Origin of the sequence: Sinosporangium album, assembly GCF_900100605.1 — a bacterium.
Lineage (GTDB): Bacteria > Actinomycetota > Actinomycetes > Streptosporangiales > Streptosporangiaceae > Sinosporangium > Sinosporangium album.
This window is the reverse complement of sequence record NZ_FNCN01000001.1, coordinates 24310-49034: the sequence shown is the minus strand read 5'-3', so window position 1 is coordinate 49034 and position 24725 is coordinate 24310. Positions and strand designations below refer to the sequence as shown.

The 24725-nt window shown below is 72.3% G+C and carries 25 protein-coding genes; 5 read left to right on the top strand and 20 right to left on the bottom strand.

Annotated features, from left to right (window positions below):
* Positions 1–6: 6 nt before the first annotated feature.
* The 5 genes from BLQ73_RS00230 to BLQ73_RS00210 all read right to left on the bottom strand — a co-directional run bounded on the left by BLQ73_RS00230 (position 7) and on the right by BLQ73_RS00210 (position 5167).
* Positions 7–1080 (bottom strand): aldo/keto reductase, encoded by a 1074-nt coding sequence (locus tag BLQ73_RS00230; RefSeq protein WP_093166995.1) that lies wholly within the window; start codon positions 1078–1080, stop codon positions 7–9.
* Between the two features lie 18 nt (positions 1081–1098).
* On the bottom strand, positions 1099–3249 hold the full coding sequence (locus BLQ73_RS00225; protein ID WP_218125559.1) for a B12-binding domain-containing radical SAM protein: 2151 nt from the start codon (positions 3247–3249) through the stop codon (positions 1099–1101).
* Positions 3250–3331: 82 nt separating this feature from the next.
* Positions 3332–3823 carry an ATP-binding protein gene (locus BLQ73_RS00220; protein WP_093166993.1) on the bottom strand — a complete coding sequence of 164 codons (492 nt, stop codon included), beginning with the start codon at positions 3821–3823 and terminating at the stop codon, positions 3332–3334.
* Positions 3820–4224 (bottom strand): hypothetical protein, encoded by a 405-nt coding sequence (locus BLQ73_RS00215; RefSeq protein WP_093166991.1) that lies wholly within the window; start codon positions 4222–4224, stop codon positions 3820–3822. Before BLQ73_RS00215 ends, BLQ73_RS00220 begins: the two co-directional genes overlap by 4 nt.
* 55 nt (positions 4225–4279) lie before the next feature.
* Complete coding sequence (locus BLQ73_RS00210) at positions 4280–5167, bottom strand: hypothetical protein (protein ID WP_218125558.1); 888 nt, start codon at positions 5165–5167, stop codon at positions 4280–4282.
* A gap of 258 nt (positions 5168–5425) precedes the next feature.
* On the opposite strand from BLQ73_RS00210, the gene BLQ73_RS00205 reads away from it, so the two are divergent.
* Both BLQ73_RS00205 and BLQ73_RS00200 read left to right on the top strand, forming a co-directional pair.
* Complete coding sequence (locus BLQ73_RS00205) at positions 5426–5860, top strand: transposase (protein ID WP_245690635.1); 435 nt, start codon at positions 5426–5428, stop codon at positions 5858–5860.
* On the top strand, positions 5853–7037 hold the full coding sequence (locus tag BLQ73_RS00200; protein ID WP_245690633.1) for an RNA-guided endonuclease InsQ/TnpB family protein: 1185 nt from the start codon (positions 5853–5855) through the stop codon (positions 7035–7037). Before BLQ73_RS00205 ends, BLQ73_RS00200 begins: the two co-directional genes overlap by 8 nt.
* A 32-nt stretch (positions 7038–7069) precedes the next feature.
* Here the strand turns inward: BLQ73_RS00200 and BLQ73_RS00195 are convergent, their stop codons facing one another.
* Positions 7070–7312, bottom strand: coding sequence for a helix-turn-helix domain-containing protein (locus tag BLQ73_RS00195; RefSeq protein ID WP_093166988.1), 243 nt, complete (start codon positions 7310–7312; stop codon positions 7070–7072).
* Positions 7313–7505: 193 nt separating this feature from the next.
* On the opposite strand from BLQ73_RS00195, the gene BLQ73_RS31985 reads away from it, so the two are divergent.
* From BLQ73_RS31985 to BLQ73_RS00180, 3 genes are all read left to right on the top strand, one after another.
* Complete coding sequence (locus BLQ73_RS31985; protein ID WP_176955191.1) at positions 7506–8162, top strand: hypothetical protein; 657 nt, start codon at positions 7506–7508, stop codon at positions 8160–8162.
* A gap of 317 nt (positions 8163–8479) precedes the next feature.
* Entirely contained in the window at positions 8480–9211 is a 732-nt protein-coding gene (locus BLQ73_RS00185) for an IclR family transcriptional regulator (protein ID WP_093166984.1), read from the top strand.
* Between the two features lie 11 nt (positions 9212–9222).
* Positions 9223–9681, top strand: a complete 459-nt coding sequence (locus BLQ73_RS00180; RefSeq protein ID WP_176955190.1) for a nucleoside-diphosphate kinase — start codon at positions 9223–9225, stop codon at positions 9679–9681.
* A 40-nt stretch (positions 9682–9721) separates the two neighbouring features.
* Here BLQ73_RS00180 and BLQ73_RS00175 read toward each other — a convergent pair whose 3' ends face one another.
* The 14 genes from BLQ73_RS00175 to truD form a co-directional block, all read right to left on the bottom strand.
* A complete protein-coding gene (locus tag BLQ73_RS00175; protein WP_093166980.1) occupies positions 9722–10375 on the bottom strand; it encodes a 2OG-Fe(II) oxygenase in 654 nt (217 codons plus the stop codon).
* Positions 10372–10866, bottom strand: a complete 495-nt coding sequence (locus tag BLQ73_RS00170; RefSeq protein ID WP_093166978.1) for a hypothetical protein — start codon at positions 10864–10866, stop codon at positions 10372–10374. Before BLQ73_RS00170 ends, BLQ73_RS00175 begins: the two co-directional genes overlap by 4 nt.
* Positions 10863–11936: a GNAT family N-acetyltransferase gene (locus tag BLQ73_RS00165; RefSeq protein ID WP_093166976.1), complete on the bottom strand. Its 1074-nt coding sequence runs from the start codon at positions 11934–11936 to the stop codon at positions 10863–10865. Before BLQ73_RS00165 ends, BLQ73_RS00170 begins: the two co-directional genes overlap by 4 nt.
* Positions 11933–12868 carry a tyrosine-protein phosphatase gene (locus BLQ73_RS31980; protein WP_093166974.1) on the bottom strand — a complete coding sequence of 312 codons (936 nt, stop codon included), beginning with the start codon at positions 12866–12868 and terminating at the stop codon, positions 11933–11935. The genes BLQ73_RS00165 and BLQ73_RS31980 overlap by 4 nt, the downstream gene beginning before the upstream one ends.
* The gene (locus BLQ73_RS31975; protein ID WP_093166972.1) at positions 12865–14073 is read right to left on the bottom strand and encodes a phosphoenolpyruvate carboxykinase (ATP); all 1209 of its coding nucleotides are present in this window, start codon (positions 14071–14073) and stop codon (positions 12865–12867) included. The genes BLQ73_RS31980 and BLQ73_RS31975 overlap by 4 nt, the downstream gene beginning before the upstream one ends.
* A gap of 246 nt (positions 14074–14319) precedes the next feature.
* Complete coding sequence (locus tag BLQ73_RS00150; RefSeq protein ID WP_093166970.1) at positions 14320–15102, bottom strand: hypothetical protein; 783 nt, start codon at positions 15100–15102, stop codon at positions 14320–14322.
* 91 nt (positions 15103–15193) lie between these two features.
* Entirely contained in the window at positions 15194–16435 is a 1242-nt protein-coding gene (locus BLQ73_RS00145; protein WP_093166968.1) for a hypothetical protein, read from the bottom strand.
* A 161-nt stretch (positions 16436–16596) separates the two neighbouring features.
* The gene (locus BLQ73_RS00140; protein ID WP_093166967.1) at positions 16597–17733 is read right to left on the bottom strand and encodes a phosphoenolpyruvate carboxykinase (ATP); all 1137 of its coding nucleotides are present in this window, start codon (positions 17731–17733) and stop codon (positions 16597–16599) included.
* A gap of 1 nt (position 17734) precedes the next feature.
* Positions 17735–18703, bottom strand: a complete 969-nt coding sequence (locus tag BLQ73_RS00135; RefSeq protein WP_218125557.1) for a class I SAM-dependent methyltransferase — start codon at positions 18701–18703, stop codon at positions 17735–17737.
* The gene (locus BLQ73_RS00130) at positions 18697–19362 is read right to left on the bottom strand and encodes a 2OG-Fe(II) oxygenase (RefSeq protein ID WP_093166965.1); all 666 of its coding nucleotides are present in this window, start codon (positions 19360–19362) and stop codon (positions 18697–18699) included. Before BLQ73_RS00130 ends, BLQ73_RS00135 begins: the two co-directional genes overlap by 7 nt.
* Positions 19359–20807, bottom strand: a complete 1449-nt coding sequence (locus BLQ73_RS00125) for a hypothetical protein (RefSeq protein WP_093166963.1) — start codon at positions 20805–20807, stop codon at positions 19359–19361. Before BLQ73_RS00125 ends, BLQ73_RS00130 begins: the two co-directional genes overlap by 4 nt.
* A 33-nt stretch (positions 20808–20840) precedes the next feature.
* Positions 20841–21584 (bottom strand): class I SAM-dependent methyltransferase, encoded by a 744-nt coding sequence (locus tag BLQ73_RS00120; protein ID WP_176955189.1) that lies wholly within the window; start codon positions 21582–21584, stop codon positions 20841–20843.
* A gap of 95 nt (positions 21585–21679) precedes the next feature.
* Positions 21680–23005 (bottom strand): aspartate aminotransferase family protein, encoded by a 1326-nt coding sequence (locus BLQ73_RS00115; RefSeq protein ID WP_093166960.1) that lies wholly within the window; start codon positions 23003–23005, stop codon positions 21680–21682.
* Positions 23002–24279, bottom strand: a complete 1278-nt coding sequence (gene truD / locus BLQ73_RS00110; protein WP_218125556.1) for a tRNA pseudouridine(13) synthase TruD — start codon at positions 24277–24279, stop codon at positions 23002–23004. The genes BLQ73_RS00115 and truD overlap by 4 nt, the downstream gene beginning before the upstream one ends.
* Positions 24280–24725: the final 446 nt, after the last annotated feature.

The window sequence follows — 24725 nt, the reverse complement described above, 5'->3', positions numbered from 1 at the left end:
GCGCTCCTATCGGCTGGATATGGCGGGTGATTGATGCTGGCCAAGCATGACGCGAAGAGGCTCGGCGAGGTGCCTGATCTCGGCAAAATCCTCGGGACTCAGAGGCGGATCGAGCGATTGGACACTGCCTGTGATCTGGGCCGGGTTGCGGAAGCCTACGAGCGCTGCGGCGTTGGGGCTGGCGTGCAGGGCGTATTGCAGGGCGACTCGTGCGAGGTCGGCCGGCCGGTAGCCGAAGCGGCGGCCGAGCGGCACGAGTGCGTCGTGGACGGCGCGAAGGAAGGACCCAGTGAAGCGGATGTCAGCGTGCCGATGGTCTTCCTGGGGGAACGCTGGTGGGGCGCTTGAGCTGTAGGTGCCGAGAAGAAGCGCTTGGCCGAGGACCTGCTTCAGAAGAACGCCCACGCCGCGCTGTCTGGCGAACTCGAAGATGTCGGTCTCGTTCGCGGCGTACGCAGGGCTCATCAGGTTGTGGCGAACAGTGATCACGTCGGGCCGGATGCGTTCGAACAGGTGAAGGAAGCGTGCCGCCTCCTGACTCTGGGGGTGGCTCGGGTCGGTGGCCCATTCTGCGGCGAACGTGTGCGGGGCCCGCATTCCGGTGGCGTGAACCATGCGGTCGTCCTTGAGCTCGTCCAGTATTCCGACCGCCTCGTCCAGATACCGGTCCTCTGGGCCGAAGTTGGTGCTGTGCAGGAAGTAGATGTCGAGGTAGTCAGTGCCGAGGTTGTCGCAGGAGCTCTCGAACTGGCGCAGGAGCTGCTGGCCCTGGTATGGGTGAGCGGCTGTACCGGCGAAGTAGCCCACTTTGCTGGAGACCACGGCCTGTCCGCGGTCGATCTGGGCCAGCAGCCGTCCGAGCAGCCGCTCGGAGGCGCCCATGCCGTACACGTCGGCGGTGTCATACAGGGTGACCCCCAGCTCGTGCGCTCGCTCAAGGGCCGCATACGCCTCGTCCGGATCCACTCCGGCCCATCCGATGGGTACGCCCCGGTTGCTGGCCAGCCCACCGATCGTCCAGCAGCCAGCGCCGACAGCTGAGACGTGGCGGTTGAGCCCGTGTAGGTGACGCTGTTGCATGTGGTGTGGTTTCTCCTGTCAGGTTCCGCAGGGGTCTGCTGCGTTGATCAGCCGCCACCCGTCCGTGCCCGCCCAGCGGGCGTGCTCATGCTCTAGGACGAGGGCCTGGTCCTTCGGTAAGGCGCTGGCGACCTGCTCGACCACCACTCCCATGCGGGCGACGAGTGCGTCGGCCTGGCCGTCGAGCGTGTGGCGTAGGCGTATGCTCAGTTTCTCCGCGTCGGCCAGGGTCGCGGGGGTGTCGTCGATGGCCTGGATCATGTGTCCAAACACGGCGTAGGCGGCGTCTTTGAAGACCACGCGAGCCTGTCGTACGGCGCGTCGCGTGTTGCCGTCGAGGATCTTCTCCAGCGACTTGAGCGTGTAGTCCAGGGAGAAGTGCCGGTCCAGCCACAGCTGCGCCCATTCGCTGCACACGCCGATGCGAGGGTCGGCGAATCGGGCGTCCTGGCGGCCCATCGAGGGCCGGATGTCGCCGGTCAGGCCAGCTGCTTGGGCCTGTTTGGTGTAGGCCGCGCCGATCAGGCACTCCATGGAGACCAGCATGTAGGAGATGCCGCTGAAAAAGGGCCTACCCGTCAAAAGCCGGGCAACGAACTCGGGGTCGTGGACGCCTTCGGCGATCTCTTCAGGGGTCAGGTGCGGTGATGGCTTCAGCAGCAGATCCGTGCGTCCCTGGAAGGCATAGGTCGCCTTCAGCTCCTCGAAGGTCATGAGCTGGTCGAAGGTGATGTAGGTGTACCGGGTGGGCACGCCGAGCGCCGACAGGGTACGGATCGCCAGGGCGTTCTGCTCGCCGGTGGTCTCCTTGTTGAAGCGGTCCAGAATGGAGTCCACGCCCGACTCCACACCGAACAGGCAGCGGCGCAGACCGCGCTTGACCAGGGCCCGCCACATCACCGCGCGCTCCTCATGCCAGGCGGCATCTCGGTCGAGTCGAACCACCTGGTCGATGCGGCAGCTCGTCTCCCATTGGAATCCGGCACGGTGCAGCGTGCTGGCCATCTCCAGTGCCTGGGTCACCGAGTCGGGGTCGCGTCCGATGAACTCCTCGTCGACCAGGTACAGGGTGCGGGAGATACCCGGATAGCGGTCGAAGATGCGGCCCATCTGGTCGAGGATCCACGGGAAGGAGGCCGGCGCGGCACCCGACCATTGCCCTTTGTGCCCCCGTGGGCAGAAGGAGCAGAAGTTGGTGCAGCCGCGGGATCGTTCAAGTTGGGCGACACCGTGGTGGTCGAAGGTGGCGGGCAGGAGATCCAGTTCGGGGAGGGTGTCGTTCTGGGAGCGGCTGATCGGCTTGGCGTTGCGTCGTCGGCCGATGGTGAGGGTCCCGGTTCCTCGGGCGGCGCCGTTGTAGGCGATGCCATGGACTTGTTCCTGGGTGATGTCACCGTGCCAGTAGGCCAGCAGGTCAGCGATCGTGGTTTCTCCGGCTCCGCGGGCGATCAGCAGGTCCGGGTACTGGTCGAGGAGAAGGCTCTCATTGCGCACTGTCAGGCTGCCCCCGGCGATGATCACGGGTGGGTCGGGCAGGCCGTAGACGGTTTCGAGAAGCTGGATCATCAGGTCGTGCTGGCCGAACGTGGCTGAGATCCCCAGGATGTCGGGCGGGTCGTCGGCGATGTTGTGCAGCAGGTCGGGGAGGGTGAGGCCCAGTTGCATGTCGGCCAGCTTCACCTCGCCTAACAGGGTGGAACGGGCGGCTCGGGCCAGGTCGCTGATCCCGAGAGGGAAGCGCGGCAGCGGGAAGTACTCGGGGTGGTAGAGGGTGATCAGCAAGGTCTGCGGACGAGACAGCCGGTGCACCGCGTGCTCATCAAGGCGGGCTCCCGACAACCAGGCGTCGGGTGAGTCCAGGTGAAGATGACCGTTCGTCCAGGCGGGCCAGTCACGGCTGTCGTGCGGCTCGCCGGACAGGTCCGCGGCGAGCCAGTCTCCGCTCTGCTGCTGGACGAACACCAGGCGCCGGTCCAGGGTGCCGGTGACGCGGACCTGCGCGGCCTGGCCCTTGAAACCGCTCTCGAGATGCTTGCGCAGCTCGGCGGGGGAGATGAGGAGGTGCTCGACGTCGGTGTTGAGGTTGCACAACGGGGCAGGTGCGGCTAGCCGGAGCAGGAGGTTCAGCCGCTCGGCCGGGCTGTGGGCAGTGTTAGATCGCATGCTCATGATCACTCCGTAGGAGGGTGAGGTGGAGTCCGCGGTGAGAATCGAAGGGGATTCGGGCAGCGCCGAACCCTCAGGGTGCTGATCAGCCTGTGGGAAGCAGACGGGCGCTCAGGAGCAGCGTGATCGAGCGGATGATGCTGGCCAGATGCCTCTTGGCCGTTCGGGAAGGCTGCGATTTGGGCGCGTAGAGGCGCATGCGCGCCCAGACCCGCTTGCCGTCCAGCAGCAGATCGGTGCCCCAGTCGCTGGAAAGGCTCTCGACCAGGAACAGGCCCCGCCCGCTCTCGTCGGTGTCGAGGGAAGCCTGAATGCAGGGCCTTATGAGAGACCGGTCCTGCACCTCCAGATAGGCTTCGCCGTTCTCGGCCCACACCGTGACGCCGATGTCGTCTTCGCCCGCGTGGACGATCGCGTTGGTCACCAGCTCGGAGACCACCAGCCGCAGGTTCTCGATGGTGGTCACATCGAGACGATGACCCCAGGCGATCAACTCTTGGACGACGCAGTTGCGGATCATCGACAGGGTGGCCGGATCAGCGGGCAGCGTCCACGTCGTGGAGCCCTGGGTGCTCACCGTGTGTGCTCCCCGCCGCTGAACTGGCGGCCCAGCTCCTGTGCTTCGTCGTTACCGACGATGAGGAAGCCGCTGTGGGTGCTGCCGTCGTCGTAGTGGAATTGGATCTCCATCGTCCAGTGGCCGGCCTCGTCACGGATGACCTTGCCCTTGGCGGTCGCGTGACAGATCTGGGATGTGATCTTGCGCAAGGTGGAAGCGTCTGCGGCGGCGGACCAGGTGATGCCGCCGCCGGGAACCTGCAAGCGGTAGGTCAGCCAGTCCGAGCCAGCTTCGCCCGGAAGTCCGATGATGACGCCCATGCGGTTGTTCTGGGCGGAGTCAATGGCCACGTCGCCGAGCTGGGGCCAGGCCCGCTGCTCGGTGACGTCCTTGTCAGAGATGTCAGCAGGGCGTGTCATGCCCTGGACGGTAGATACGCGACAACCACCGAATATGAATCAGAGGAATATCGCGCTATCCGTCCAGGTGAAAGCGGTCGGACATGCGGCGAAGTTTCTCCCGCGTCCCCACGCGCTCCGCATACACCAGTGAGCGCAGCGTAGATCGTGCGATGGGGTGATTGCGGATCAGCTGCGGAGCCAGCCGCTCGGCGATCTCCAGCTCTTTGAGTGCCTTGTCGCGATTCCCGGTCCACAGCCACGCACGCGACAGGTCCAGATGGTGGTGTCCCTGCCGCGAGTTCGGCAAGGCAGCCACCACGCTGGGGTGAGTCCGGGCGTTGAGCGACAACGCTCGGGCCTGATCGCCTGTCTCCAACGCCACTGAGACGGCGTGGATGGCGACGTTGCCGCTGGAGAAGGTCAGCGAGTGCCTGTCGTAAAGCTTCGGGCCCATCTCCGCATCGACCCGCTCGGCAGCGGTTTGGGCGTGAGCGACGCGATCCATCGCCTCGTCCGGGGAGCCTGCGCGGGCCGCGGAGATGGCTCCGCGCAGGTGCAGGCTCCCCCAAGCCCGGACGGTCAGCCGATCGCCGCGATCGTAGTTGGGTTCGAGGTCTTTGAGGGCCTTGTTGGTCAGGGTGATGGCATCAGCCCAGTCCGCTGTGGCCCACATATCCCACACACGCATCCAGTCGGCCACGGCGGGCAGGACCGGGTCGCCGGACAGGCGAGCAGCCCAAGCTGCCCGCTCGCACGCCATTGCGACCAGTTCGGGGTCGCCCAGGGCGTGAGCGGCAGTGTGCGCGAACTTGCACATCACCGCGTACAGCGCGAAACCCTCTTCGCGTTCGTGTCCTTCGGAGATCTCCGCCAGGGTGCGGGCTTCGCGCAGCAGGTCCGGAAGTGAACGGAGGATGGCGACGCTGGCGGCGGCGTCTCGGAGCCGGTGCAGGCGGGTCATCTCTCCCCACAGCACTCCCGAGCGTCTCGGCGTGCCGTCGAAGACGGGCGTGAGATCGTACCGGCGCAGCTCTCGCATGATCGCGGAGGCAGCGATCTGCCATCAGATTCTTCCGAGGGGACCGTTGCCTTCAGGCGGCGGGGGAATCGGGAGCGGGAGGGCCGCCAAGGCCCGAGTGTGCCCTGACCTGTCCGGTCCGCGCGTCTGAGGTCTGCGGTCTTGGGCGTGTCGGATGTGCGGCGGCGTCATGATGACCGCGTGACCCGCCAGGTGCGCACCTCTCCGGGTGCTGCGTTCGACCTCGGCCACCGCGTGGTGCGGTGCCCGTGGTGCCGCCGCCCGGTCTTGGGCGGGCGGGTGAAGGCCCGCCTCCAGGAGCCGGTCCGCGCCGGGGACCGCGGGCACGGCCGGCGGGTCGCGGCGCTTGAGGTGGTGCCCGGCCGCATGCGTCCGCTGGTCAAGGCGAAGCCGGAGAACCCGCCGCCGTATGCGGTCGACCGGTTCGAAGGGTCCACCTCCCGCCACCCTCGCGTCGAGGTCCCGCATCCGCGTTCCCGACCGTCCGCACCGCGGCCGCGGCCGCGATCCTGCTCCGCTGCCGCTGCCGCTGCCGCTGCCGTGTCCGCGCGGGCGGTGCGGCGCCGCACCCGGACGCGGCACCGGCGCGTGCCCGGGGGCGGTGGCCGTGCGTAGGTCGTTCAAGTTCCTGATGCGCCCCACCGCCGGGCAGGCCGCCGCGCTGGCCGCGTGTCTGGAGGACCACCGGGAGCTGTACAACGCCGCGCTGGAGCACCGCCGCACCGCCTACCGCAAGGCGGGCACCACCGTCCGGTACGGCGACCAGTCGGCGGATTTGAAGCACATCCGCGCCGGCGACCCCGGCGGGCAGGGACGGTGGTCGTTCTCCTCCCAGCAGGCCACCCTGCGACGGCTGGACAAGGCGTTCAAGGCGTTCTTCGCCCGCGTCAAAGCAGGCCGTGCGCCCGGCTTCCCCCGCTTCAAAGGGCGCGGCCGGTTCGACACCGTGGAGTGGCCCAAAGACGGCGACGGTTGCCGGTGGGACTCCCAACCCGACCACCCCACCGCGACCTATGTGCGGCTTCAGGGTGTCGGGCATGTGCGGGTCCACCGGCACCGCCGCGTGTCCGGCACCGTCAAGACGATCGGCATCAAACGGGAGGGCTCCCGCTGGTACGTGCTCCTGTCGTGCGACGGCGTGCCCGCCGAACCGCTCCCGGCCACCGGTGCGGCGGTCGGCCTGGACATGGGGGTGGCCTCGCTGGTGACGACCAGCGGCGGCGAGCACCTGGACAACCCCCGCCACCTGGCCTCCTCCGCCGACCGCCTCACAGCCGCGCAGCAGGCCCTGGCCCGCAAGAAGCGCGGGTCCAAGCGCCGCCGCAAGCAGGTGGCGCGGATCGCCGCGCTGCACGCCAGGGTGCGGCGGCAGCGCCTGGACGGCGCGCACAAGGCCGCGAACGCGCTGGTCCGCGGCTACGACGTGATCGTGCACGAGGACCTGAAGATCGCGAACATGACCCGCAGCGCGTCCGGGACGGTCGAGGCGCCGGGTCGGAACGTCGCGGCCAAGTCCGGGCTGAACCGTTCGATTCTGGACGCGGGTTGGGGGGTGTTCCTGCAGGTCCTCGCGCACAAGGCTGAAAGCGCCGGTCGGGAGCTGATCGCAGTGGACCCCGCCGGCACCTCCCGCACCTGCGCCCGCTGCGGGCACCGCGCACGGGAGAACCGCACCACCCAGGCCGGGTTCGCGTGTACGGCGTGCGGGCATACCGCGCACGCCGACGTGAACGCGGCGGTCAACATCTTGAGGGCAGGGCTTGCCCTTCGCCGGGCTGCGCAAGCTGCTTAGCGAGAAGCCGCCTCCTTCAGGAGGCGGAGGAGTCACTGGTTCTCGGCTGGCGAGCCGGAGTAGGGGCGGTCGATCAGCTTGTTGGGGTGGATATGCAGTTCGGCGGCCAGTTGGTTGAGCAGGGCGACGCTGTCGAGCTCAACGCGGCCACGTTCCACCTTCGACACCCAGCCCTGCGTCCGGTTCATTGAGGCGGCGAGGTCGGCCTGGGTAATCCCCAGGGCAAGGCGTGCGCGCTTGACTCGGCGGCCGATCTCCTCAGCTTCCTCCAGCATCAGCTCACTCCACAGCCCGGTCGAGGGATTGATGATCCCAGGCTAGGCCCGCAGGGCGCACCCCTGCCTAGGGTTGCCCACATATCGGCTGTCGCTACCCGTGCCCCTGGCTTTGGCGATCAGGGCCCGCGCTGCCACGGGGGTGTCACCCCAGGGGCCGGATCGGTACGTCGATGGTCTAGATACGGACGCGTTGGGGGTTGGAGGCGTCACCGGGCCGGGGGGTGTGGTCGGTCGGCCGGGACAGGTCGCCTGGTTGGCCGAGGCGGGCTCGGGGCCGATCGACCGGCTCCGCGTGGACGTCTCCTGGGCCGCCGATGCGTCCGCCGGCGCCGCCGAAACCTGGATCGCACTTCTTGAGGAGCTCGGTTTCATCACCCTCGACCGAGCCGCGCGGACCTGGTCGGCCCTGCCGCTGTCGCTGGCGGTCCTGCCCGGTGCGGTGCACGCCATGCTGCTCACCGGGGGCCCGTCCCGCCCCCGAGTGCTGTCCGGGGGGCCGCTTCCGCGAACGGAGGCGGCGTCGGCGCGTGAGCGCGCCTCGCTGGTGGGAATCGCGGCGCTGTACGGCGGGAGCTTCCTGATGCCGGGTGAGGGGGTCATCGGGGTGAGGCGGCAGGGCAGGCCTTTCGCCGTCGTGGCCCGTCACCCTTTGGAGGCGTGTGAGGAGGGCCTGGTGAGTCCTCGCCTGCGCGGCGTGCTTGACGCGGCGCTCGCGCACGCGGGCGACCCGTCCCGGGTGATCGTGACTGACTGGTTCACCGCGGAGCGCAGTCCCCTGCTGATCGTTCAGCAGATAGCACCCAGTCGGGGGCGCGGGGCGGGGAGGCGGACAGTGTCCAGAAAATGATCACTGACCCCGCTTGTGTATCAACGGGGCTACTTTCCTTTCCGTACACTGGAAATCCTATTGTCAGGGATTTCGATGAGTGCCAACACTGTGACGTCCACAGTTTCGGTCGCTGGTTCCCGGCGGGGAGGTTGGCGATCGGTGCACTCAGAGTGGCTGCAAAACGGGGAGTAGGCGCGACGTACGATAAGGGGGGACGCAATGGTCAATCAGCTCAAGTTCGTCGATTTCTCCTGTTTACGGCTGTGCGCGGTGGCAATTATCGGTGCGGCCGGAAGAGTCCTCGCGTGAGGGGTCAGGTGCAAACCGGACAATCAATGCTTTCACGAGGTTTATCCATTCTTCGTTCGTTTCGAGCGGATGAGGTAGAACTCACCCTTTCCGAGATCGCACGCAGAACCGATCTGCCGAAGGCCACGGCCCACCGGCTGATCGGCGAACTCGTCGACGCGGGCATGTTGGAACGTGCCGAGCGTGGCCTGCGCCTCGGGCTCAACCTCTTCGCCCTGGGAACCCGTGTGCCGAGGCACCGGATCATGCGCGAGCTGGCGCTCCCGCATCTGAACCGGGTCCATGAGATCACTCGGCACACGGTGTTCCTGTTCCTCGCGGACGGGGGTGACGGGGCCATGGCGGAGAGCCGCGGGGCGGGCGGAAGCCGTACATCCGCGCTGAGGCCCGCGGAGATCGAGGCGTCCGCCACGGCCACGGCAAAGGTGTTCCGCGCCTACGGTCCGCCGCCGGATGCCGTCGACACCGGTTCGGGGGAGCGCTACGGGGTTCGCGGGCTGCGCAGGGGAGGGCGCAGACTGGCCCCCGAGGAGCTCGGCCGGGTGGTGGAACAGGGCTTCGCGGTCCACAGGGGACCGGAGGCCGTCGCCGTCGCGGTGCCCGTGGTGGACATCACCGGGAGCCCCGTCGCCGCTCTGGCAGCCGCGGGCATCCCGGACCGGCTGCATCTGCTCAAGACGGCCTCCCTCCTGCGGGCCGCCAGTGCCGAGTTGTCGCGCAACCTCAGGGCGACCCCCGGCCTGGTCCCCGTCCCGTGACGCTTGGGCGGGTGCGCGGTTTCCTGGCGTCGGTCCGGCGACGCCAGGCGCCAGGCGGGGACCTCCCGGATCTCTGCGACGCCGCCCGGGACACCCATGTGCTCGTCAAACCGGACGGTGTGAGCCGGGGCCTGGCCCCGGAAGTGGTACTCGCTCTGCGGCGGGCCGGGTTGGCGGTCGAACCCGTCGGCCGGCTCCATCTGACCCGTCGGCAGGCGGAACGCTGGTATCCGGAGAAACTCGACGAGCCGGATGGGCCGCTGACAATGGACTACCTGTGTGAGGGGCCCATGCTTCTCCTGGCGGTCGTGGGCGACGACGCGCTGCGCCGTACGCGTGGCGTGAAGAAGGAGGTGCGCCGCCGGTTCGGCACCGACGCGCGCCGCAACGTCGCCCACTGCCCGGAGACGATCGGCGAACGGGACCACGAGCGGGCCGTGTTCGGCCCGCTCGTGCGGCCCTGCCGCTGAGCCGCGCCCGGCGGGGCCCAAAAGGTCGGGCCGTGCCAGGTCAGGCCGTGATCTCCTGCGCGGCCTGGTGGAAGACGACCTGAGCGGACAGCCTCTCCAGGGCCTCACCGTCGCGCACACGCTCCACGGCGTGCCAGCTCCGGTCGCCGCGCACCAGCAGGACCCCGCTGTTGGCGGCCGGGGCGACACGCCGTACCACATCACCTTCGGACGAGGAGCCCAGCAGCAGCAGGTCACCGCCGCGGCCCGTCGGCCAGGACTCGTTGAAGTACAGGACATGGGTCACGATCTTCTCGGGTTTGTCGACATGCGGGTCGAGCCAGCAACTGGCCCCATAGCGCCACAGGTTCACTTCGATGGACGCGGTCTCGATCGGCAGGCCGGTGAGCGCCGCCACCGCGGCGCGGTAGGCGGGGCCGGTCACCTCGGCGACGAAGTGCCGCCAGGGGTCCGGCAGCGCGGGCTCCGGCGGCGCTTCGCCGCCGTCCATGGGATGCAGGCGGCGGTAGTACATGGCGTACGACTTGTCCACGCCCGTGCGGGACACCATGCGGAAGCCGTCCCTCGGGAACGTTCCGCGCAGCTCCGCCGCGTCGGCGGGACGGAACGTGTCGAGGACGTGGTGCCACCGGAACGGGGCGTCCTCGACGGTGGTGTGGTCGAACGAGATCAACGACGTGGTCGGCGTGGTCACGGCACCTCCCTGGTGGGCAGCAGCGGTTCGTGGGCGAGGGACGCCAAGGTCTTCCCGGCGTCCAGGACGAACTTCTCCAACTCCGGCGAGCCGACGGCGTAGCGGCAGTACTCACGCCGGATCCGGGCCACCGCCGCCTCGGCCGTCACCCCGCCCAGCACAACGTCGAGACATGCGATGGCGGCACCCGTGCGCCCGTGCCCGCCGAAGCAGGCCACCTCGACGGTGGCGCCGGTCCTCAGCTCGCCCGCGAGCTCGGTGACCCGCCTGATGAGCAGCCCCTCCTCCACAGGCGCTTCGAGGGTGGGCCAGAACACGAAGTACGGGACACGGGCGTCCGTCTCGCCGCGCCAGCGCTCGTCGAGGTAGAGCCCGTAGTCGGCCGGTTGCGCGTGAGGCGCGCGCAGGCGGCGCTCGGGGCTGTCCAGCGAGGTGCCCCAGACGTCGAAGTCACCGACCCGGTAGCGGGTCCGAAAGTGGCGGTCCTTCATGGCGTGGTGATGCCTTCCTTTCGCACCGGTACGGCGTCCGCCGCCGACGCGGCGGAGCCCGGGATCCAGTAGCCGGCCGTGTGGTACGCGTCCGGCCCGAAGGCCTCCTTGAACGTCGTCACCGACGTGCCGGGGTAGGTGTCGCCCATGTGGAGCGACCGCGCGCCGCGCGCGCAGGCGTCCTCGATCAGCAGGTACAGCAGGTACGTCGCGGCCTTGGTGCGCGCCGCCGGCGCCTTGTCCATGGCGGCCTGCCAGTAGACGACGTGCGGGCCGCGGTGCAAGGCGAGCAGCGCCGCGACAGGCTCCCCATGCTCCCCCGCCCGGCGCGCCAACCAGACGTGGCAGTCCGGCCCCAGATGCCGGGCGACGGCGGCGAACTTGCTCTGCGGGTTCTTCTCCCGCACCCGCCGCCGCACCTCGACGTCCGACTCGTCCGACTGCTCGGCCCAGCGGTCGATCGATAGCTCGAACAGCCGATAGAAGTCCGGGATGAGCCGTCCCGTCGCGTCCTGCTCGATGGTGAGCCCCGCCCGTTCGGCACGCCGGACCGCGTTGCGCACATTGGCGTGGAAACGGCGCCGCCACAGATGGTCGAGCCCCTCCCGCAGGTCCAGGACCTGCGTCATCCGCGGATTGCGGACGGCGTCCGGCGGCACCAGCCCGTCCCACAGCGCCGTCGAGGCGGGCGGCGGACGCAGATAGATCCGCCGCGCGGGCAGCGACGCCAGGTCGCGCAGTACGGCTCCCGCCCGCGCGGCGGTGACCGCCTCCGGCGCCGCGACGACCCCGCCGACGCCCCAGCCGACGGGCCACGACGCGTACTCGGCCGCGCGGCCGGTGCCGGAGCGCACCAGCGGGACGAGGATCTGTACGGCGTCGCCCCCGTTGTCGCCCCAGATGTAGAGGCGGCTCGCGTCCTGCCAGCCGTGCGTGCACACGGCGTCGCGCCAGGCGGGCGTCTGGCTCGGCAGCGCGTCCCGCGCCTCCTGGCCGAGCAGCCGCCGCCACACCTCATCCGGCACCGGCGTGCGGACATCGACGCCGTCCGGCGGCCCGTACTCGCTCACCGGGCGCCTCCCGGAGCCGCGCCGTCGACCGCGCCCCCGACCGCGCCCCCGACCGCGCCCCCGACGGGTTCGTCGAGGCGGCTGCCGACCGGGCCCGCGCCACCCACCGGGCCGTCGAGCTGGCCGCCGACTGTGCCACCGACGGGTTCGTCGTCGGCCGCGCCATCGACAGGCCCGGCGGGAACCGCCTGTACCGCCGCGCGGGACGGGGCGGACAGCAGGCCGCGCACGCGGGCCACGTCGGAAGGCGCCGCGCCCGCCCCGGCGAGCGCCGCCTCGGCGCCGCCGTACCGGTCGGCCACCTCGGCCAGCCAGCGCTCCATCGTCGCCGGGGAGGTGCGCAGCCGGGACAGGTAGTCCTCGCGGGTGTGCCCCCGGCGCAGCCACTTGTCCCGGAAGTGGTCGGCCTTGGCCACCAGGTCGGCCGCCCCGGCGGCGTAGTCGGCGGCGATCTCGCCCGCGGGGACGCCGGCCAGGGCCAGCAGCATGGCCACGACCACGCCGGTCCTGTCCTTGCCGAAGTGGCAGGCGACCAGGAAAGGGCGGTCGGCCGCCCCGGCGAGCGCCTGGAAGAGGCTATGCCAGCTTCCCGGGACGGAATCGGTGAGGATGCCGTGCAGGTAGTGCGTGCGGGCGGCGACGTCAGGCCGGCGGGCGGCGATGGCGTCGCGCGAGTAGCCGGTCAGCGGCGTGCGCTGCAGGCGCACCCCGTGCGCGAGGAGCGCGTGGGGCGGGCCGTACCGTTCGACCTCCTGCTCCGACCGGAGGTCCAGCACCGTGGCCAGCGCGTGGCGTTCGACCAGGACACGGGCCTCGCCGGCGGTGAAGGCCGTCACGTCAGCGGAGCGGTGCACGATACCGGCGCGCAGGCCTGTCGCCCGCAGGACGCGGTGGTTGACCCCGAGGGCGGGGTCCGGAGCGGAGCCCGTCACCGGGACCCGCCCGGGAGGGCCAGCGCGGCCGTGACCTCGCCCCAGAACCGGGTGAAGTCCGCGTTGGCGTCGGGGCCGTACTCGACGCGCACGCAGGGCAGCGCGTGCAGCGTGCCGAGCACCGCGGCGCGCACGTCGGGCTCGAAGCGTGGACGGGGGAGCAGGCCCAGGTGGTCGGTGAAGTGGCGCAGGTCGGGACCGCCGAGTACGGCCTCGCCGAGGACGCCGGCGACGTCGGTGACGTCGGTGACGCGTTCGATCCGCCAGCCGCGCCGGTCCCGGTCCGCGCGCGGCACGACGATGCCCGCCGGACGGGTGCCAGTGGCCACCTTGGCCCCGGTGAGGGCGGTGAACTCGTCCAGGTCGGCGAAGAGCCGTTTCCTTTCCCCGGGGTCGGCGCTCCAGACGGCGTCCGGCGACGCGTCGCGGGATTCCGGCCGGTGGCGGCGCAGCCGTGCCCGCAGGAAGGCGTCGCGGGCGGGATGGCCGGCGAGCAGGGCCGTGCCGATGCCGACGCGTTTCGGCCAGCCCCGCAGGACGGGCGGGGCCGCGCTGTGCTCCGCCCAGGCGACGACGGTGTCGTCGGACACGAAGTCCGCCCCGCACAAGGTCACCGCGAGGAACGCCAGCGATGACTTGCCGCGGTGTTTGGGGCCGAGCATCATCACCGAGGCGCCGCCGGACGCGACGGCCGACCCGTGCAGGAACACCGCTCCACGGCCGGTGAGCCGGCCGCCCAGGAGGGCGCCGAGGAGGCGGACCACGGCCCGCGCCGAGGGCAGGCCGGCGCCGGGCACCTGGACGGTCACCTCCTGGGCGCCGGGCACGGCCGTGATGATGAGAGGCTCGCAGTCGGGCTCGCCGTCCCGCACCAGCACAATGCGGTCGGGGGAGTGCGCAAGGACGGCGAACCGGGGACCTTCAGGGTGTAGGAGGAGCTGCGGTGCCGTACGCAACCGCTCCGGGTCGGGCAGCGCGCGGTCGTCGCGCGGCACGAGGGCGAGGCGCGGCGCTCCGGGGAACGGGGAGCCGGTCACCTCGAACAGGGGGGACACCAGTGCGGCGACGGTTTCCCGGAGACCGGGGAGCTCGCTGCGCACAGTCAGTTTCGCGGGTGGAAGGCTCAGCCCGAAGACCTCCGTCCCGGTCCGCCGCGGGACGGTACGGCGGCGGCCGGTCTCGGGCGGCAGGGGGGCGACAGCCATGGGCCTCCTTTTGGGCAGAGGGGGAAAGCGCGGGGGTTCGGCCGGAGTGGGCGCAAAGCGGTGCGCGGCCTGCCTGCCGGATGCGGCGGCGGCCGGATGGTGCGATCCTTCCCCGCCGGATACGCGTCGGGGAAGTGGGCTTCTCTCACAGTGGAACGGTGATTGGGGTGAAAGGGCGAATGGTCCACGAGGCGGAACGCCCGGAACGTCGGAACTTCGGAAGGGCACAGCGCGACGCCGCCGGTGTCAGGCGGTAGGTGCGCCCTCGGCCCGGGTGCTTTCGGTCAGGGGCGTGGTCACGATCGTGAGGAAGACGCAGACGGCCGCCGCGGTCCCCGCCGTACCCGCCTGAAGGCGGTCGGCCACGGCGAGTCCGATGGCCGCGAGCATGAGGGAGCACAGCATCGGCAGGCGGCGGCGCAGCCCTTCCAGCGCCGCCCTGCCGGCCGCGTGGGCGGTCGCGTCCGCTATCCGCGCCGACAGCCGGGTGTGGTGCCGCAGCAGAAGGCGCGTCAGCAGCGCGCCCGACGGGGAGGCGCGGGCATCCTGCTCGGTGGCGGTGCGCACGATCCTGCGCACCGCCCGGGCCGCATCGGCGTCCGCGCCGCCGAGCGCCGGGACCGCCGGAGGCGGCAGGACGCGGCACAGCGGCAGCAGGGCGGGCAGCAGAACCGGGTGGACGGCGCCGACGACCGCCAGCCGCGCGCAGCGGTCGGCGATGTGGCGTGCCGTGCGCGCACGCCGTACGGCTGCCGCCTCGCCGGGCGAGCGGGCCGCGACCTGCGACGCCTCAGCCCACCGGTCGGCGGCCGGGGCACAGCAGAGGGCCACGGTGAGGCCGAGTAGCGGCGGCAACGGCGAGGTGCCGGCCTGCGCGGTATACACCGCCGCTCCCGCGGCAGCCCCTAGCAGAGCGGCTGCCGCACCCAGCAGCGCCGCCGCGACCACCGTGGCAGTGCCCTGGTCCATCGAGCTTCGGTCCATGGCGTCCCGCGTCGCCGTGCCTCGGTCCACTCTGCGCAGGTTCACCGGGTGGCCTCCCGGTATGCGGGCCAGGACCGGCCACATATGCCGGTGTGGGAGCCCCAGTGGGCGAGTACCGTCGTGGCAGTGCTCCGGTTCACGGTGCGGCCTCCTGGTGTGCGGGTTGGGACAGGACCCGCACGTCGGCATGGGAGCGCCAGTGGGCGAGCACCGCCGCCAGCGGCGGGTCGGGGGGTGCGAGCAGCCGTACGGTCATCATGCCCCCCGTTCCGAGGCGGGTGCCGATCTCCAGGCGGGCGCTGACCCGGGCCGCCTCGATGCGGCGCCAGCCGTCCTCGTCCAGGTCGACCCCGCCGCGGAACTCGGCGGACAGCACGGTCCGCCAGCCGTGGGGCAGGGTGCGCGCCACGTCGTCGAGGCCGCACAGCCGTACGGTCTGGGGCAGATGGTCGGGCACCCGGTCGTCGGGGGCGAGGGCACCGAGGTGCACGTTCTCGGCGAGGTCGGTGAAGCCCAGGCGGTACGGCCACGCCGGCACGGTGACGAGGCCGCTGTGCGGCGGGTCGTCCGTGCCGCCGGGGAACCGCGCGGCTTCCCGTTCGACCTGCTCCAGATGCCTCCGGGTCGCGCGCCAGTGCCGTACGGCGGTCAGGTCGGCCGTCCCCAGCCGGTATACGCACGGAACGAGGATGAGCCCGGCCAGCAGCATGCCCACGGCCGTATCCGGCCGCTGGGCCGCGCCCAGCGCAGGGGACAGCGCAGCGGCCCCGGCCAGAACACCGGCGAGTACGGCGGCGACCCGCCCGCCCCGGCGCCGGGCTTCCCAGCCGGCACGTCCCATGGCCCGCGCCCCGCGGCCCCAAGGCCGCAACGCGAGGGCGAGGGCACCGGCCGTACACAACGCCGGGGCCACCGCGGCGGCGGGGGCGACGGCGGCGAGCCCGGCGCACACCGCGGCGGCGGTCAGCGCGCGGCTGCCGAGCCGCGCCAGGCCGACGGCCGCCAGGCCGGGCTTGGGCTCCCAGCGGATCGCGACGCCCGCCGCCGCGTACAGGTGCGGGCCGACGGCCTCCCAGGCATCCAGGGCGCCGTTCGGACCGCCCGGACCGCCCAGGCCGCCCAGGCCGTTCGGACCGCCCGGACCGCCCGGGGCGCCCGTGACGAGATGCTGCACGGATCGCAGCAGCCGGCTGCGGGCCTCCCGGTCTCGGGATCGGGCGGTGGGCGCCTCCGCCGCCTCACGCAGAGCCGCGCCTGCCCGGTACAGCAGCCAGCATCCGCCGAGCCAGCAGACCGCCGCCCCCGCCGAGCGGGCGGGCAGCAGAACGGCCGCCGCGCACGAAGCGCTCTGCAGGACGGCTCCGAGCAGAAGCCCCAACGGCCCCGCTAGCCCTGGCAGGGCACGGCCTCTGGGTGGCCGGTCCCCGGGGCTCCTGTCGTATGGGTGTTGTCCGGCCGCGGGTTCCGGTATGGCGTGGCCGTCGGGTGGTCGGCCGGCGGGGTTCCCGCCGTACGGGGGCCGTCCGGGCGTGGGACCCGTCATGGGGCTGTCGCCGGGTGGTCATGGTCGGCCGAGGGGGCTTCCGCCGTACCGGGCCCGTCCCCCAGGGCGGCGGCGAGGGCCTCCCCGGCCGGGTGCCTGAGGGGGTCCCAGGCGAGGGCGAGCGCGGTGACCTCGTGCCCGAGAGGGGGGAGGTGGGCGGGATCGCGAGGTGGGCGCTCCAGGCATCCGGCGTCGGAGGGCAGTAGGTGTTCGCGGACGGCCGCGAGGGCCTGCCGGTGGCCGAGCGCGTGGGCGGCCGGGCTGTCCCGGCGCGTGCCGTACAGCACGACGAGCCGCCCGAGCGGGGCGCAGTCGAGGGTGCGGGCGCCGAGGACGCCTTCGGCCTCCCGGGGGGTGAAGACGACCTTCGCGGGTGTGCGGGGGAGGTCGCCCACGCGTCGCCGGGCGTCGCCGTGGCGCAGCAGTACGGCGTCGCGCACCTGGTCGCCCAGGCCGAGCCCGTCGAGCGTGCCCCAGCGGAACCGCGGCAGCAGCCCGCTGGTGACGGCCCACCAGCCGCCCGGGCCGGGGACGAGGACGGTGCGGTCGCCGCTGAGGAACCCGCCGCCGGTCCGGGCGAGGTGCAGGGCGAGCGTGCTCTTGCCGGCGCCGGGGTCGCCGAGGAAGGCCACCGCCCGCCCTGCACCGTCGGTGGCGGCGGAGGCGTGTACGGTGACCCCGCCGCGGGCCGTGAGCTCGGCCGCCACCAGCGCGCGCAGCGCGATGTCGCCGACTTTCGCGCGGGTCGCCGCGCCTGTGCCGTCCTCGTGCAGGATCACCCACCGGCCCTCTCCGGGTGCCAGCGCGTGGCGCGGCAGGCCGGGCTCTGCCGCGTGGGGCGGGCGCCGGTCGCAGCGCACCCATGCCCCGTCCGGCGCGGGCCGGTAGTACTCCTCGCGCAGCCGCCGGAGCAGGCCGCCGGCGGCCTGCTCCAGCCGTTCGAGCCCGGCGGTGTGCCGCGCGGACCGGACGCGCAGCGGTACGCGGTCGTGAGCCGGCCAGGGGGACGGTCCGGACGTCGCGAGGCCGGCTTCGACCCGTACCGCCTCGGGGGCGTCCTCGGCGGTGTAGGTCCAGGTGACGGGCCCCCAGTCGGCTGTGGCGGCTCGGCCGGGGGGCGCTGCCGGCGCCATCTCAGGCCGGTCCGGCGCGTCGGGCCGTCACGAGCATGGGGAGCAGCCGTCCCGCGAGGTATTCCTCCCGGGCCGTGGTCAGCGTGCGTTCGATGAGGTCCACCGGCTTGTCGCCGTAGATGCCGGCGACGCTGCCCCGGAAGACGCGCACCACCTTCAGCCGGTCCCGCAGCAGCGCGACCGCCCAGTCGCGCAGGTCGCGGGTGGACACGTCGGTGAAGTCCGCCTCGTCGAGCTGCCGCAGCCGGTCCGGCAGCGGGGTGGTGAAGAAGACGTCGGGAGGGTGCACCTCGTGGAAGGCCGCGGACGGCCGCCGCCCCGCGGGCGCCAGGCTGACCTCCTCGGTGATGACGAGCGTTCCGCCGGGGCGCAGCAGTCGGGCGGCCTCGCGCAGCACCGCGCCGGGCCGGGGGAAGTGCGGCATGGAGCCGGTGACGGCGACGACGTCGAGCGAGGCGTCCGGCAGGGGCACGTGCGCGGCGTCGGCGCAGATCTCGGTCAGGTTCGTACGGTGCTGCGCCGCGCTGATGCGCCGGCTGACCTCGCAGTGCTCGGGTACGAGGTCGACGCCGTACACCGTGCGGACGGCGACGCCGCCGGAGGCCAGCGCGTCGGTCAGATAGCGCAGCGCGCCGCCGAACCCGCTGCCCAGTTCGCACAGGTCGATCGCGGCACGGGTCGCGGCGCAGGTGGTGGCGTGGGTCGTGGCGTGGGGCAGGGCGTCGCGGACGGCGGCGGCGACGAGGTCGCACCCCTGCGGGCCGAAATGGCCCATCTGGTCGAGCCCCAGCAGGCCTTTCGGACCGTTCTCCCCGGTGAACTCGACGATGGAGCGTTCGGTGCGCTCCCAGTCGTGCATGGCCGGAAACAGCCCCCGGTGGTAGTGGTACTGCACGTCCCGCTGGTCGGTCCGGCCGGTCTGCTCTGTACGGCCTGTACGGCCCTGCGCCTCCGCGGCCGGGGTCACCACGTGGTCCGATCCTTGGAGACGAAGTGCACCAGCAGCACGTGCCGCTGCTGCTCCGCCTCGGCGGCGACCGGCATCACCGTGTGCCAGGAGTGCGGGGAGGGGACGAGCAGCACCGAGTCGGTCAGACCGGGGAGTACCTCGGCCGCGACGTCGTCCGCGGACGGGGAGCGCAGGATGCGCAGCGCTCCGCTCCACGCCTCGCGCCAGCCCTCGTTGAAGTACCACGTCTGGGTGACGATCTTGTCGGCGCGGTCGGTGTGCGGGTCGATCCACGATCCGGCGCCGTAGCGTACGGCGCGCACCTCCAGGGTGCAGGCGTCGAGGTCTTGGCCGGTGGCCGCGGCGACCGCCGTACGGTAGGCGTCGCCGAGAAGGGAATCGACGAGGCCGCGCCACAGCGGCGTGAGCCCGCGCACGGTCTCCTCGTTCACCAGGCCGTCTTGGACGAGCGACAGGTTCCAGGTGCGGTAGCCCTTTCCGGCCGCGGTGCCCGCGGCCCGCTCGGTGAGCGTGAACCCCTCCGTGGGGAACTGCGCGGCGAGCGCCCGCCGCGTCGCGATCTGGGGGACGGAGTCCCTCACGAGGCCCCAGGCGAAGGGGGCGCCGGCCATGTCGGTGCGGGCGATGGCGTCCCAGTCGAGCACCGCGGTGGTCGTCATGACGCCTCTCCCGTCCCGTTCGGTGTGTCGTTGTGCGCGTCGGTGCGCGGGTCGATGTCGATGCGTGCTCCGAGGGCGGCCAGTTTGGCCGGCAGGTCCTCGTAGCCTCGTGCCAGATGCGTGACGCCGTGGACGCGCTGCGGGGTTTCGGTGCCCAGCGCGGCGAGGAGGAGGGTCGCGGCGGCTCTGAGGTCGGTCGCCACGAGCGGTCCCGCGGCCGGCCGCAGCGGGCCGGGGCGGATGAGGAGGTCGTTGCCGTCCCGCGTCAGCCGCGCACCCATGCCGCGCAGCCCGTCGGCGTAGCCGAAGCGGTCGCCCCACACGTCGTCGGTCAGCCGCGACGGCGCGTCGGCTCCCAGCAGCATCAGCGCGAACAGCGGGCCCGCGTCGCTGTAGACGTGGTGCGAGGAGGCCAGCACCCGGACGGCTCGGAGACGTTCGGCGGGCCGGACCCGCAGCCGCGGCCCGTCCCACTCCAGCGGCACGCCCATCTCGGACAGGAGGGCCAGCTCGGAGGCCAGCCCGGCCTTGAGCAGGTCCGGCCGCTCCACCACCAGCTCCACTTCGCGGCGCAGGTGGACCGCCCAGGCGATGAAGGTGACGACTTCCATCAGGTCGGACGGGAGGGTGATATCGGCGCCGCCGAGCGGGCCGCCGAGCCCCTCCACGGTGATCCGCCCGGGGGAGATCTCGATCTGCGCTCCCGCCTGCCCCAGCAGGCGCGCCAGCTCCAGCGCGTCCGGCTTGGGATATGGGTTGCGCAACACCGTCGTCCCGCGTGCGGTGACCGCGGCGAGCAGGGCCGTCTTGGTGGCCCCGGAGTAGTGGGGGCCGGTGGGCGTGCCGGTGGCGGGCTCCGTCCGGGCGTAGCCCGCGAGGTCGATCCACGTGCCTCGCAGCCCGCCCGGCCCGCATTTGGCGCGGAATCCGCCGGCGTCGGCCTCGCACACGGCGCCGAAACGCTCCAGCACCGACGCCACGTGGGACAGCGGCCGGGAGCCTTGCGCCCCGCCGCCGATCGCGCATCCGCCGTGGAGACCGGAGGTGACCTCTCCGCGTGCCGCCAGCAGTGCCGGCAGCAGGTAGATGCCGCCGTGTACGGCGGCGCTCCAGTGGGCGGGGATGTGGGTGCCGCTCAACCCGGACGCGTCGACCGTGACACGCGGCCCCCGGTCCTCGACCGCGGCGCCGAGGTGGCGCAGCACCGCGGAGAGCACCCTGCGGTCCTCGATCCGCGGCGCGTTGCCGATGTGCCAGGGGTGGTCGGACAGGCAGGCGGCGGCCAGGCACGGGACGAGGAGGTGCTTGAAGCCCCCCATCGTGAGCACGGGCCGCGGGACCGGCGGCCCGCCCAGGACGTCCCAGTAATCCGGCGGCGCGCCGGAGCGGCCCCCGTCAGGGTGCGTGCCCCGCGCGGCGGCGGGGGCGGATGGAGAGTTCAGCACGTGGCTGCTCCTCGGGTGGTCAGCCGGGCGGCATCACCCGGCGGGGTGTGCAAGCCCCCCCTCATGCGGGTCACCCGGGTGACCGAGGACCAGCACGAGGAACCACGGCTTGCGTGAGAGTTTGTCGAACCGTTCTCCGAACCGCTCCCGCTGGGCGGGTTCGGCCCGCGGCTCGTAGAGGTCGCGCAGCACGAGCCCGGCGTGGTGTACGTCGGCGATCATGCGGCCGAGGGGCCGCCGGTAGAACCGGACCACCGGGGTGGGCGGCCCGAAACTCGGCCACTCGTCGCGGAGTTCCTCCACGCGGAAGTAGTCGCCGCTGGGGGAGATCTCGAAGTCGTTCAGCGGATGGTGCGTGGACATCACCACGGTGCCGCCCGGCGCGAGGACGCGCCGGAACTCGGCCAGGGCCGGGACCCAGTCCTTGAGGTAGTGCAGCGTGAGGGAGGACACCACGACGTCGACCGACGCGTCGGGCAGGAAGTCGAACGGCTGCGCGATGTCGTGCACCCGCAGCTCCGCCCGGTCGCCCAGCCGCTCGTGGGCGAGGCCCACCAGGGTGGGGCTCGCGTCCACGGCGACGACCCGGGCTTCCTGGTCCACCAGCCACTGCGTCAGCCGTCCGCCCGCGCACCCGGCCTCGAGCACGCGCCGCCCCTCCAAAGGAGGGCACTTGCTCTGGACGGCGGGGCGGTCGAGCAAGGCGTTGTAGACGTTGTCCGCGCTGCCCTTGTCGTACTGAAGGGCGAAGTCCTCATAACTCGTGGGACAGTCCATGGTGTTTCCACTCCTCATCGCGCGCAGGGACGGCCGGGGCCGGACGCGGCCCGCCCGTGTCGGACCGGGCCGGGGCGGTGCGCTCGGCGGTCCCGTCACGGGACCCTCCGGGCCGGGGGCACCACCTCCCGGGAACCTATCGCGCCGTCGCGGACGTCAGCGCTGTTCCGCGCGGCGGAACGGAACTCGTCGGGAACGGCCGCGCATGTCGCGTCGAGGATGTCCAGCGCCTCCTCCACCTGGTCGTCGCCGGCGACCAGGGGCGGGACGAGGCGGATCACCTCCGGCCGGCCCAAGCAGGGGGAGACGATGAGGCCGCGCCGGGTGAGCTCCAGCAGCACATCGCCGGCCGCCCCCGCCGGGCCGAACTCCACACCCCACAGCAGGCCCCGCCCGCGCACCGCGGTGACCAGGCCGGGATGGCGGCGCTTGAGCCGCTCCAGGCCGCCGGCCAGGAGAGCGGCCAGACGCGTGCCCCGGGGCGCGAGCTCCTCCACCGCGCGCAGCGCGGCGGCCCCGGCCGCGGCGCCGAGGGGGTGGCCGGAGAACGTCGTCGTGTGCACGAACGGGTCCGCCGCCAGGGGCGCGTACAGCTCCTCGGTCGCCACCAGGGCGGACAGGGGCTGCACGCCGCCGCCGAGCGCCTTGCCGTACAGCACCGCGTCGGGCCGCAGGCCCAGCGAGACGCTGAGCGCCCGCTCGCCGCACCGGCGCAGACCCGTCTGGATCTCGTCGGCGATCAGGAAGGCGCCGTGCTTGCGGGCCGCGGCGGCCAGAGCGGTGAGGAAGGCCGGGTCGAGGGGCTTGACCCCGCCCTCGCCCTGGACGGGCTCGACGATCACGGCGGCGACGTCGCCGGGCTCGAACGCCCCGGGCACCGCCGCCGCGTCGGCGGGCAGGTGCGTCACGCCGCCCAGCAGCGGTTCGAGGGATCGGCGGTAGCGGTGGTTGGACGTGGCGGCGAGCGCCCCCATCGACTTGCCGTGGTAGGCGCCCTCCACGGCCACGACACGGCTGCGGCCGGTGGCGAGCCGCGCGAGCTTGAGAGCGGCCTCTACGGCGTCCGACCCGTTCAGGCCCAGCCACACGCGGGTCAACCGGCCGGGGTCGGCGTAGTCGGCCAGTCGGGCCGCGAAGTGTGCGGTGGTGCCGTTGGCGAGGACGCGGGTGGAGACGGCCATCGTCTCCAGTTCGGCGACGACCGCGCGCACCACATCGGGGTGGCGCCGGCCGAGCAGGGTGACGGCGTAGCTGCCGAAGTCCAGGGCGGACCGCCCGTCGGACAGGTCGACCCGGGCCCCGGCGCCGCCCGCCTCCACGGCGCCCGCTCCGTTCATGCCGTAGACGAGCGCCAGCCGCGGCGACAGGTGGGCGCGCACCTGCCCCAGGACGTCGCGCGCCGCGTCCCGCGCCCGCGTCATGCGATCGTGCTTCCTGCCGGTACGGCGGTCGCCCCGTCCTGCGGGTTCGCCCCGTCCTGAGAGGGCGCGGCGTCCTCCCGGGTCGCGGACTCGGCGCCGAACATCTGAAGGAACCACTGGTGGACCGCGGTGGTCGCGTATCCACCGGACGGCAGGAAGAACGAGATCGTGGCGGCGAAGCGGCCCGGGTGCAGCTCGTCGGGCCCGACCCCGGACACCGTGATGTGCGTCTGCAGCACCGTGGGGCGGGCGGCGGTGCTGCGCACGCACGAGCCGTCCGTCCAGCGGTAGCGCACGTAGTCGAGCTCGGGGCGGAGCGCCAGCAGGGCGGGCACCACGTCTCGGGCGGTGGCGAAGGCGTACGGTATGCCGTCGCGGTCCATGTGCGCCACCCGCGCGCCGCCGACCACCTCGGTGAGGAGGGCGCGCACCTGCGCGTTCCACGCGTACGAGGCGTCGGCGCACCGGTAGAACACCGGGACGCGCGGGTCCAGCAGCCGCCAGAACTCCTCGGCCGTCCCCTCGTGCACCAACGCGCGTGCGCCCTCGGCGGACCCCGAACGGCGCAGCAGCCGGAACGCGGCCTCCTCGTCTCCGGCGAGGAGGGCCCGGCCGATCAGGTGGGTCTGCTTGGGGCCGCCGGGCACCCCGAAGCGCTGCGTGTCGTAATAGTTGACGAAGAAGTGCTGGTGCCGCCCCGGACCCTCGTCGAGGGCCGCGGCGGCGGCCTCGTCGAGACCCCGCACCACGAGCTGGAAGTGGTTGCCGTCCAGGACCCCCGTCCGCAGCGCGGCGGTGCCCGTCGCGTGCGCGCTGACCCGCCAGATCCGGTCTCCGCCGGGTGACCGGCCGGCGGCGTTGGCGCGTTCGAGGTCCCGGTCGGAGAGCAGGCCGCGCACCGAGATGTACTGCTCGGTGACGCCGTCCTCGTCCTTGAGCCCGGCCGCCGCCGTGTCCTGCGCCGCGACGCCGAGCGCCGCGGCGAGGCCTCCCAGCGCCTCATGGGTGGTCACGCCGTTCTTCCACAGGCGCAGATAAGTGTGCGTCGAGGCGGCGCGGGACGCCGTCGGGAGCCCGAGCACCTCGGTGACACGGAAGTCCTCGGGCCGGACTTTGAGCAGCGGCATGGGCATCGGGCTCTCTCCGAGGTCGGGGGCGGCCGGCGGGGAGGACGAGCGGGCCGCGCGGCCGGGACCGGGGCTGCTCCCCGCGCGGCAGCCACCGCCGCGGTTCAGGTGGATGCGCCCTGCGCGCTCGAGAAGCAGCTTCTCCATATGACCGCCGCCCGCTGCCTTTGGCTTTGCCGTACCCGCACGGTGGGCCCGACCGCCCGGCGCACGGGCCGGACGGGCGCCTCCGCCGGTCACGACCGGAACGACGACCACTGAAGTGAGATCACATGGATGAAATTCATCGGTTGTCAGGTGATGACTCAATGGCGTCGGACCGTGGCGGTGGTCATGGATGAAGTTGTAGCCCTATCCCTGACTAGGAGAAAAGCGCTGTTCCATGTGCCGAAACATTTCCTGGCCCTCCCTTGCCGGGCCATCGGCGGCCTGCCTACCGTGGCTAAGCTGTCCCGGCCGGGCGGGCTTCTCGACTCCGCCGGGCCGTTCATTTCCAGCCACACGCCGAGAGGCCCCCGCCTGTCATGGAGAATTCCTCAGTCCAGGCTCTTGCTCCGGAACGGAATGTCCTGGAGAGACGTCTCGCGGAATTT

What these genes read in the sequence shown, in the direction of transcription:
- BLQ73_RS31975 (WP_093166972.1), bottom strand. Translation starts at nt 14,073, where the DNA reads ATGGCTGTCGCCCCCCTGCCGCCCGAGACCGGCCGCCGCCGTACCGTC.
- truD (WP_218125556.1), bottom strand. Translation starts at nt 24,279, where the DNA reads ATGGAGAAGCTGCTTCTCGAGCGCGCAGGGCGCATCCACCTGAACCGC.
- BLQ73_RS00115 (WP_093166960.1), bottom strand. Translation starts at nt 23,005, where the DNA reads ATGACGCGGGCGCGGGACGCGGCGCGCGACGTCCTGGGGCAGGTGCGC.
- BLQ73_RS00210 (WP_218125558.1), bottom strand. Translation starts at nt 5,167, where the DNA reads ATGACCCGCCTGCACCGGCTCCGAGACGCCGCCGCCAGCGTCGCCATC.
- BLQ73_RS00225 (WP_218125559.1), bottom strand. Translation starts at nt 3,249, where the DNA reads ATGAGCATGCGATCTAACACTGCCCACAGCCCGGCCGAGCGGCTGAAC.
- BLQ73_RS00130 (WP_093166965.1), bottom strand. Translation starts at nt 19,362, where the DNA reads ATGACGACCACCGCGGTGCTCGACTGGGACGCCATCGCCCGCACCGAC.
- BLQ73_RS00230 (WP_093166995.1), bottom strand. Translation starts at nt 1,080, where the DNA reads ATGCAACAGCGTCACCTACACGGGCTCAACCGCCACGTCTCAGCTGTC.
- BLQ73_RS00140 (WP_093166967.1), bottom strand. Translation starts at nt 17,733, where the DNA reads ATGGCGCCGGCAGCGCCCCCCGGCCGAGCCGCCACAGCCGACTGGGGG.
- BLQ73_RS00185 (WP_093166984.1), top strand. Translation starts at nt 8,480, where the DNA reads ATGCTTTCACGAGGTTTATCCATTCTTCGTTCGTTTCGAGCGGATGAG.
- BLQ73_RS00170 (WP_093166978.1), bottom strand. Translation starts at nt 10,866, where the DNA reads ATGAAGGACCGCCACTTTCGGACCCGCTACCGGGTCGGTGACTTCGAC.
- BLQ73_RS00120 (WP_176955189.1), bottom strand. Translation starts at nt 21,584, where the DNA reads ATGGACTGTCCCACGAGTTATGAGGACTTCGCCCTTCAGTACGACAAG.
- BLQ73_RS00215 (WP_093166991.1), bottom strand. Translation starts at nt 4,224, where the DNA reads ATGACACGCCCTGCTGACATCTCTGACAAGGACGTCACCGAGCAGCGG.
- BLQ73_RS00195 (WP_093166988.1), bottom strand. Translation starts at nt 7,312, where the DNA reads ATGCTGGAGGAAGCTGAGGAGATCGGCCGCCGAGTCAAGCGCGCACGC.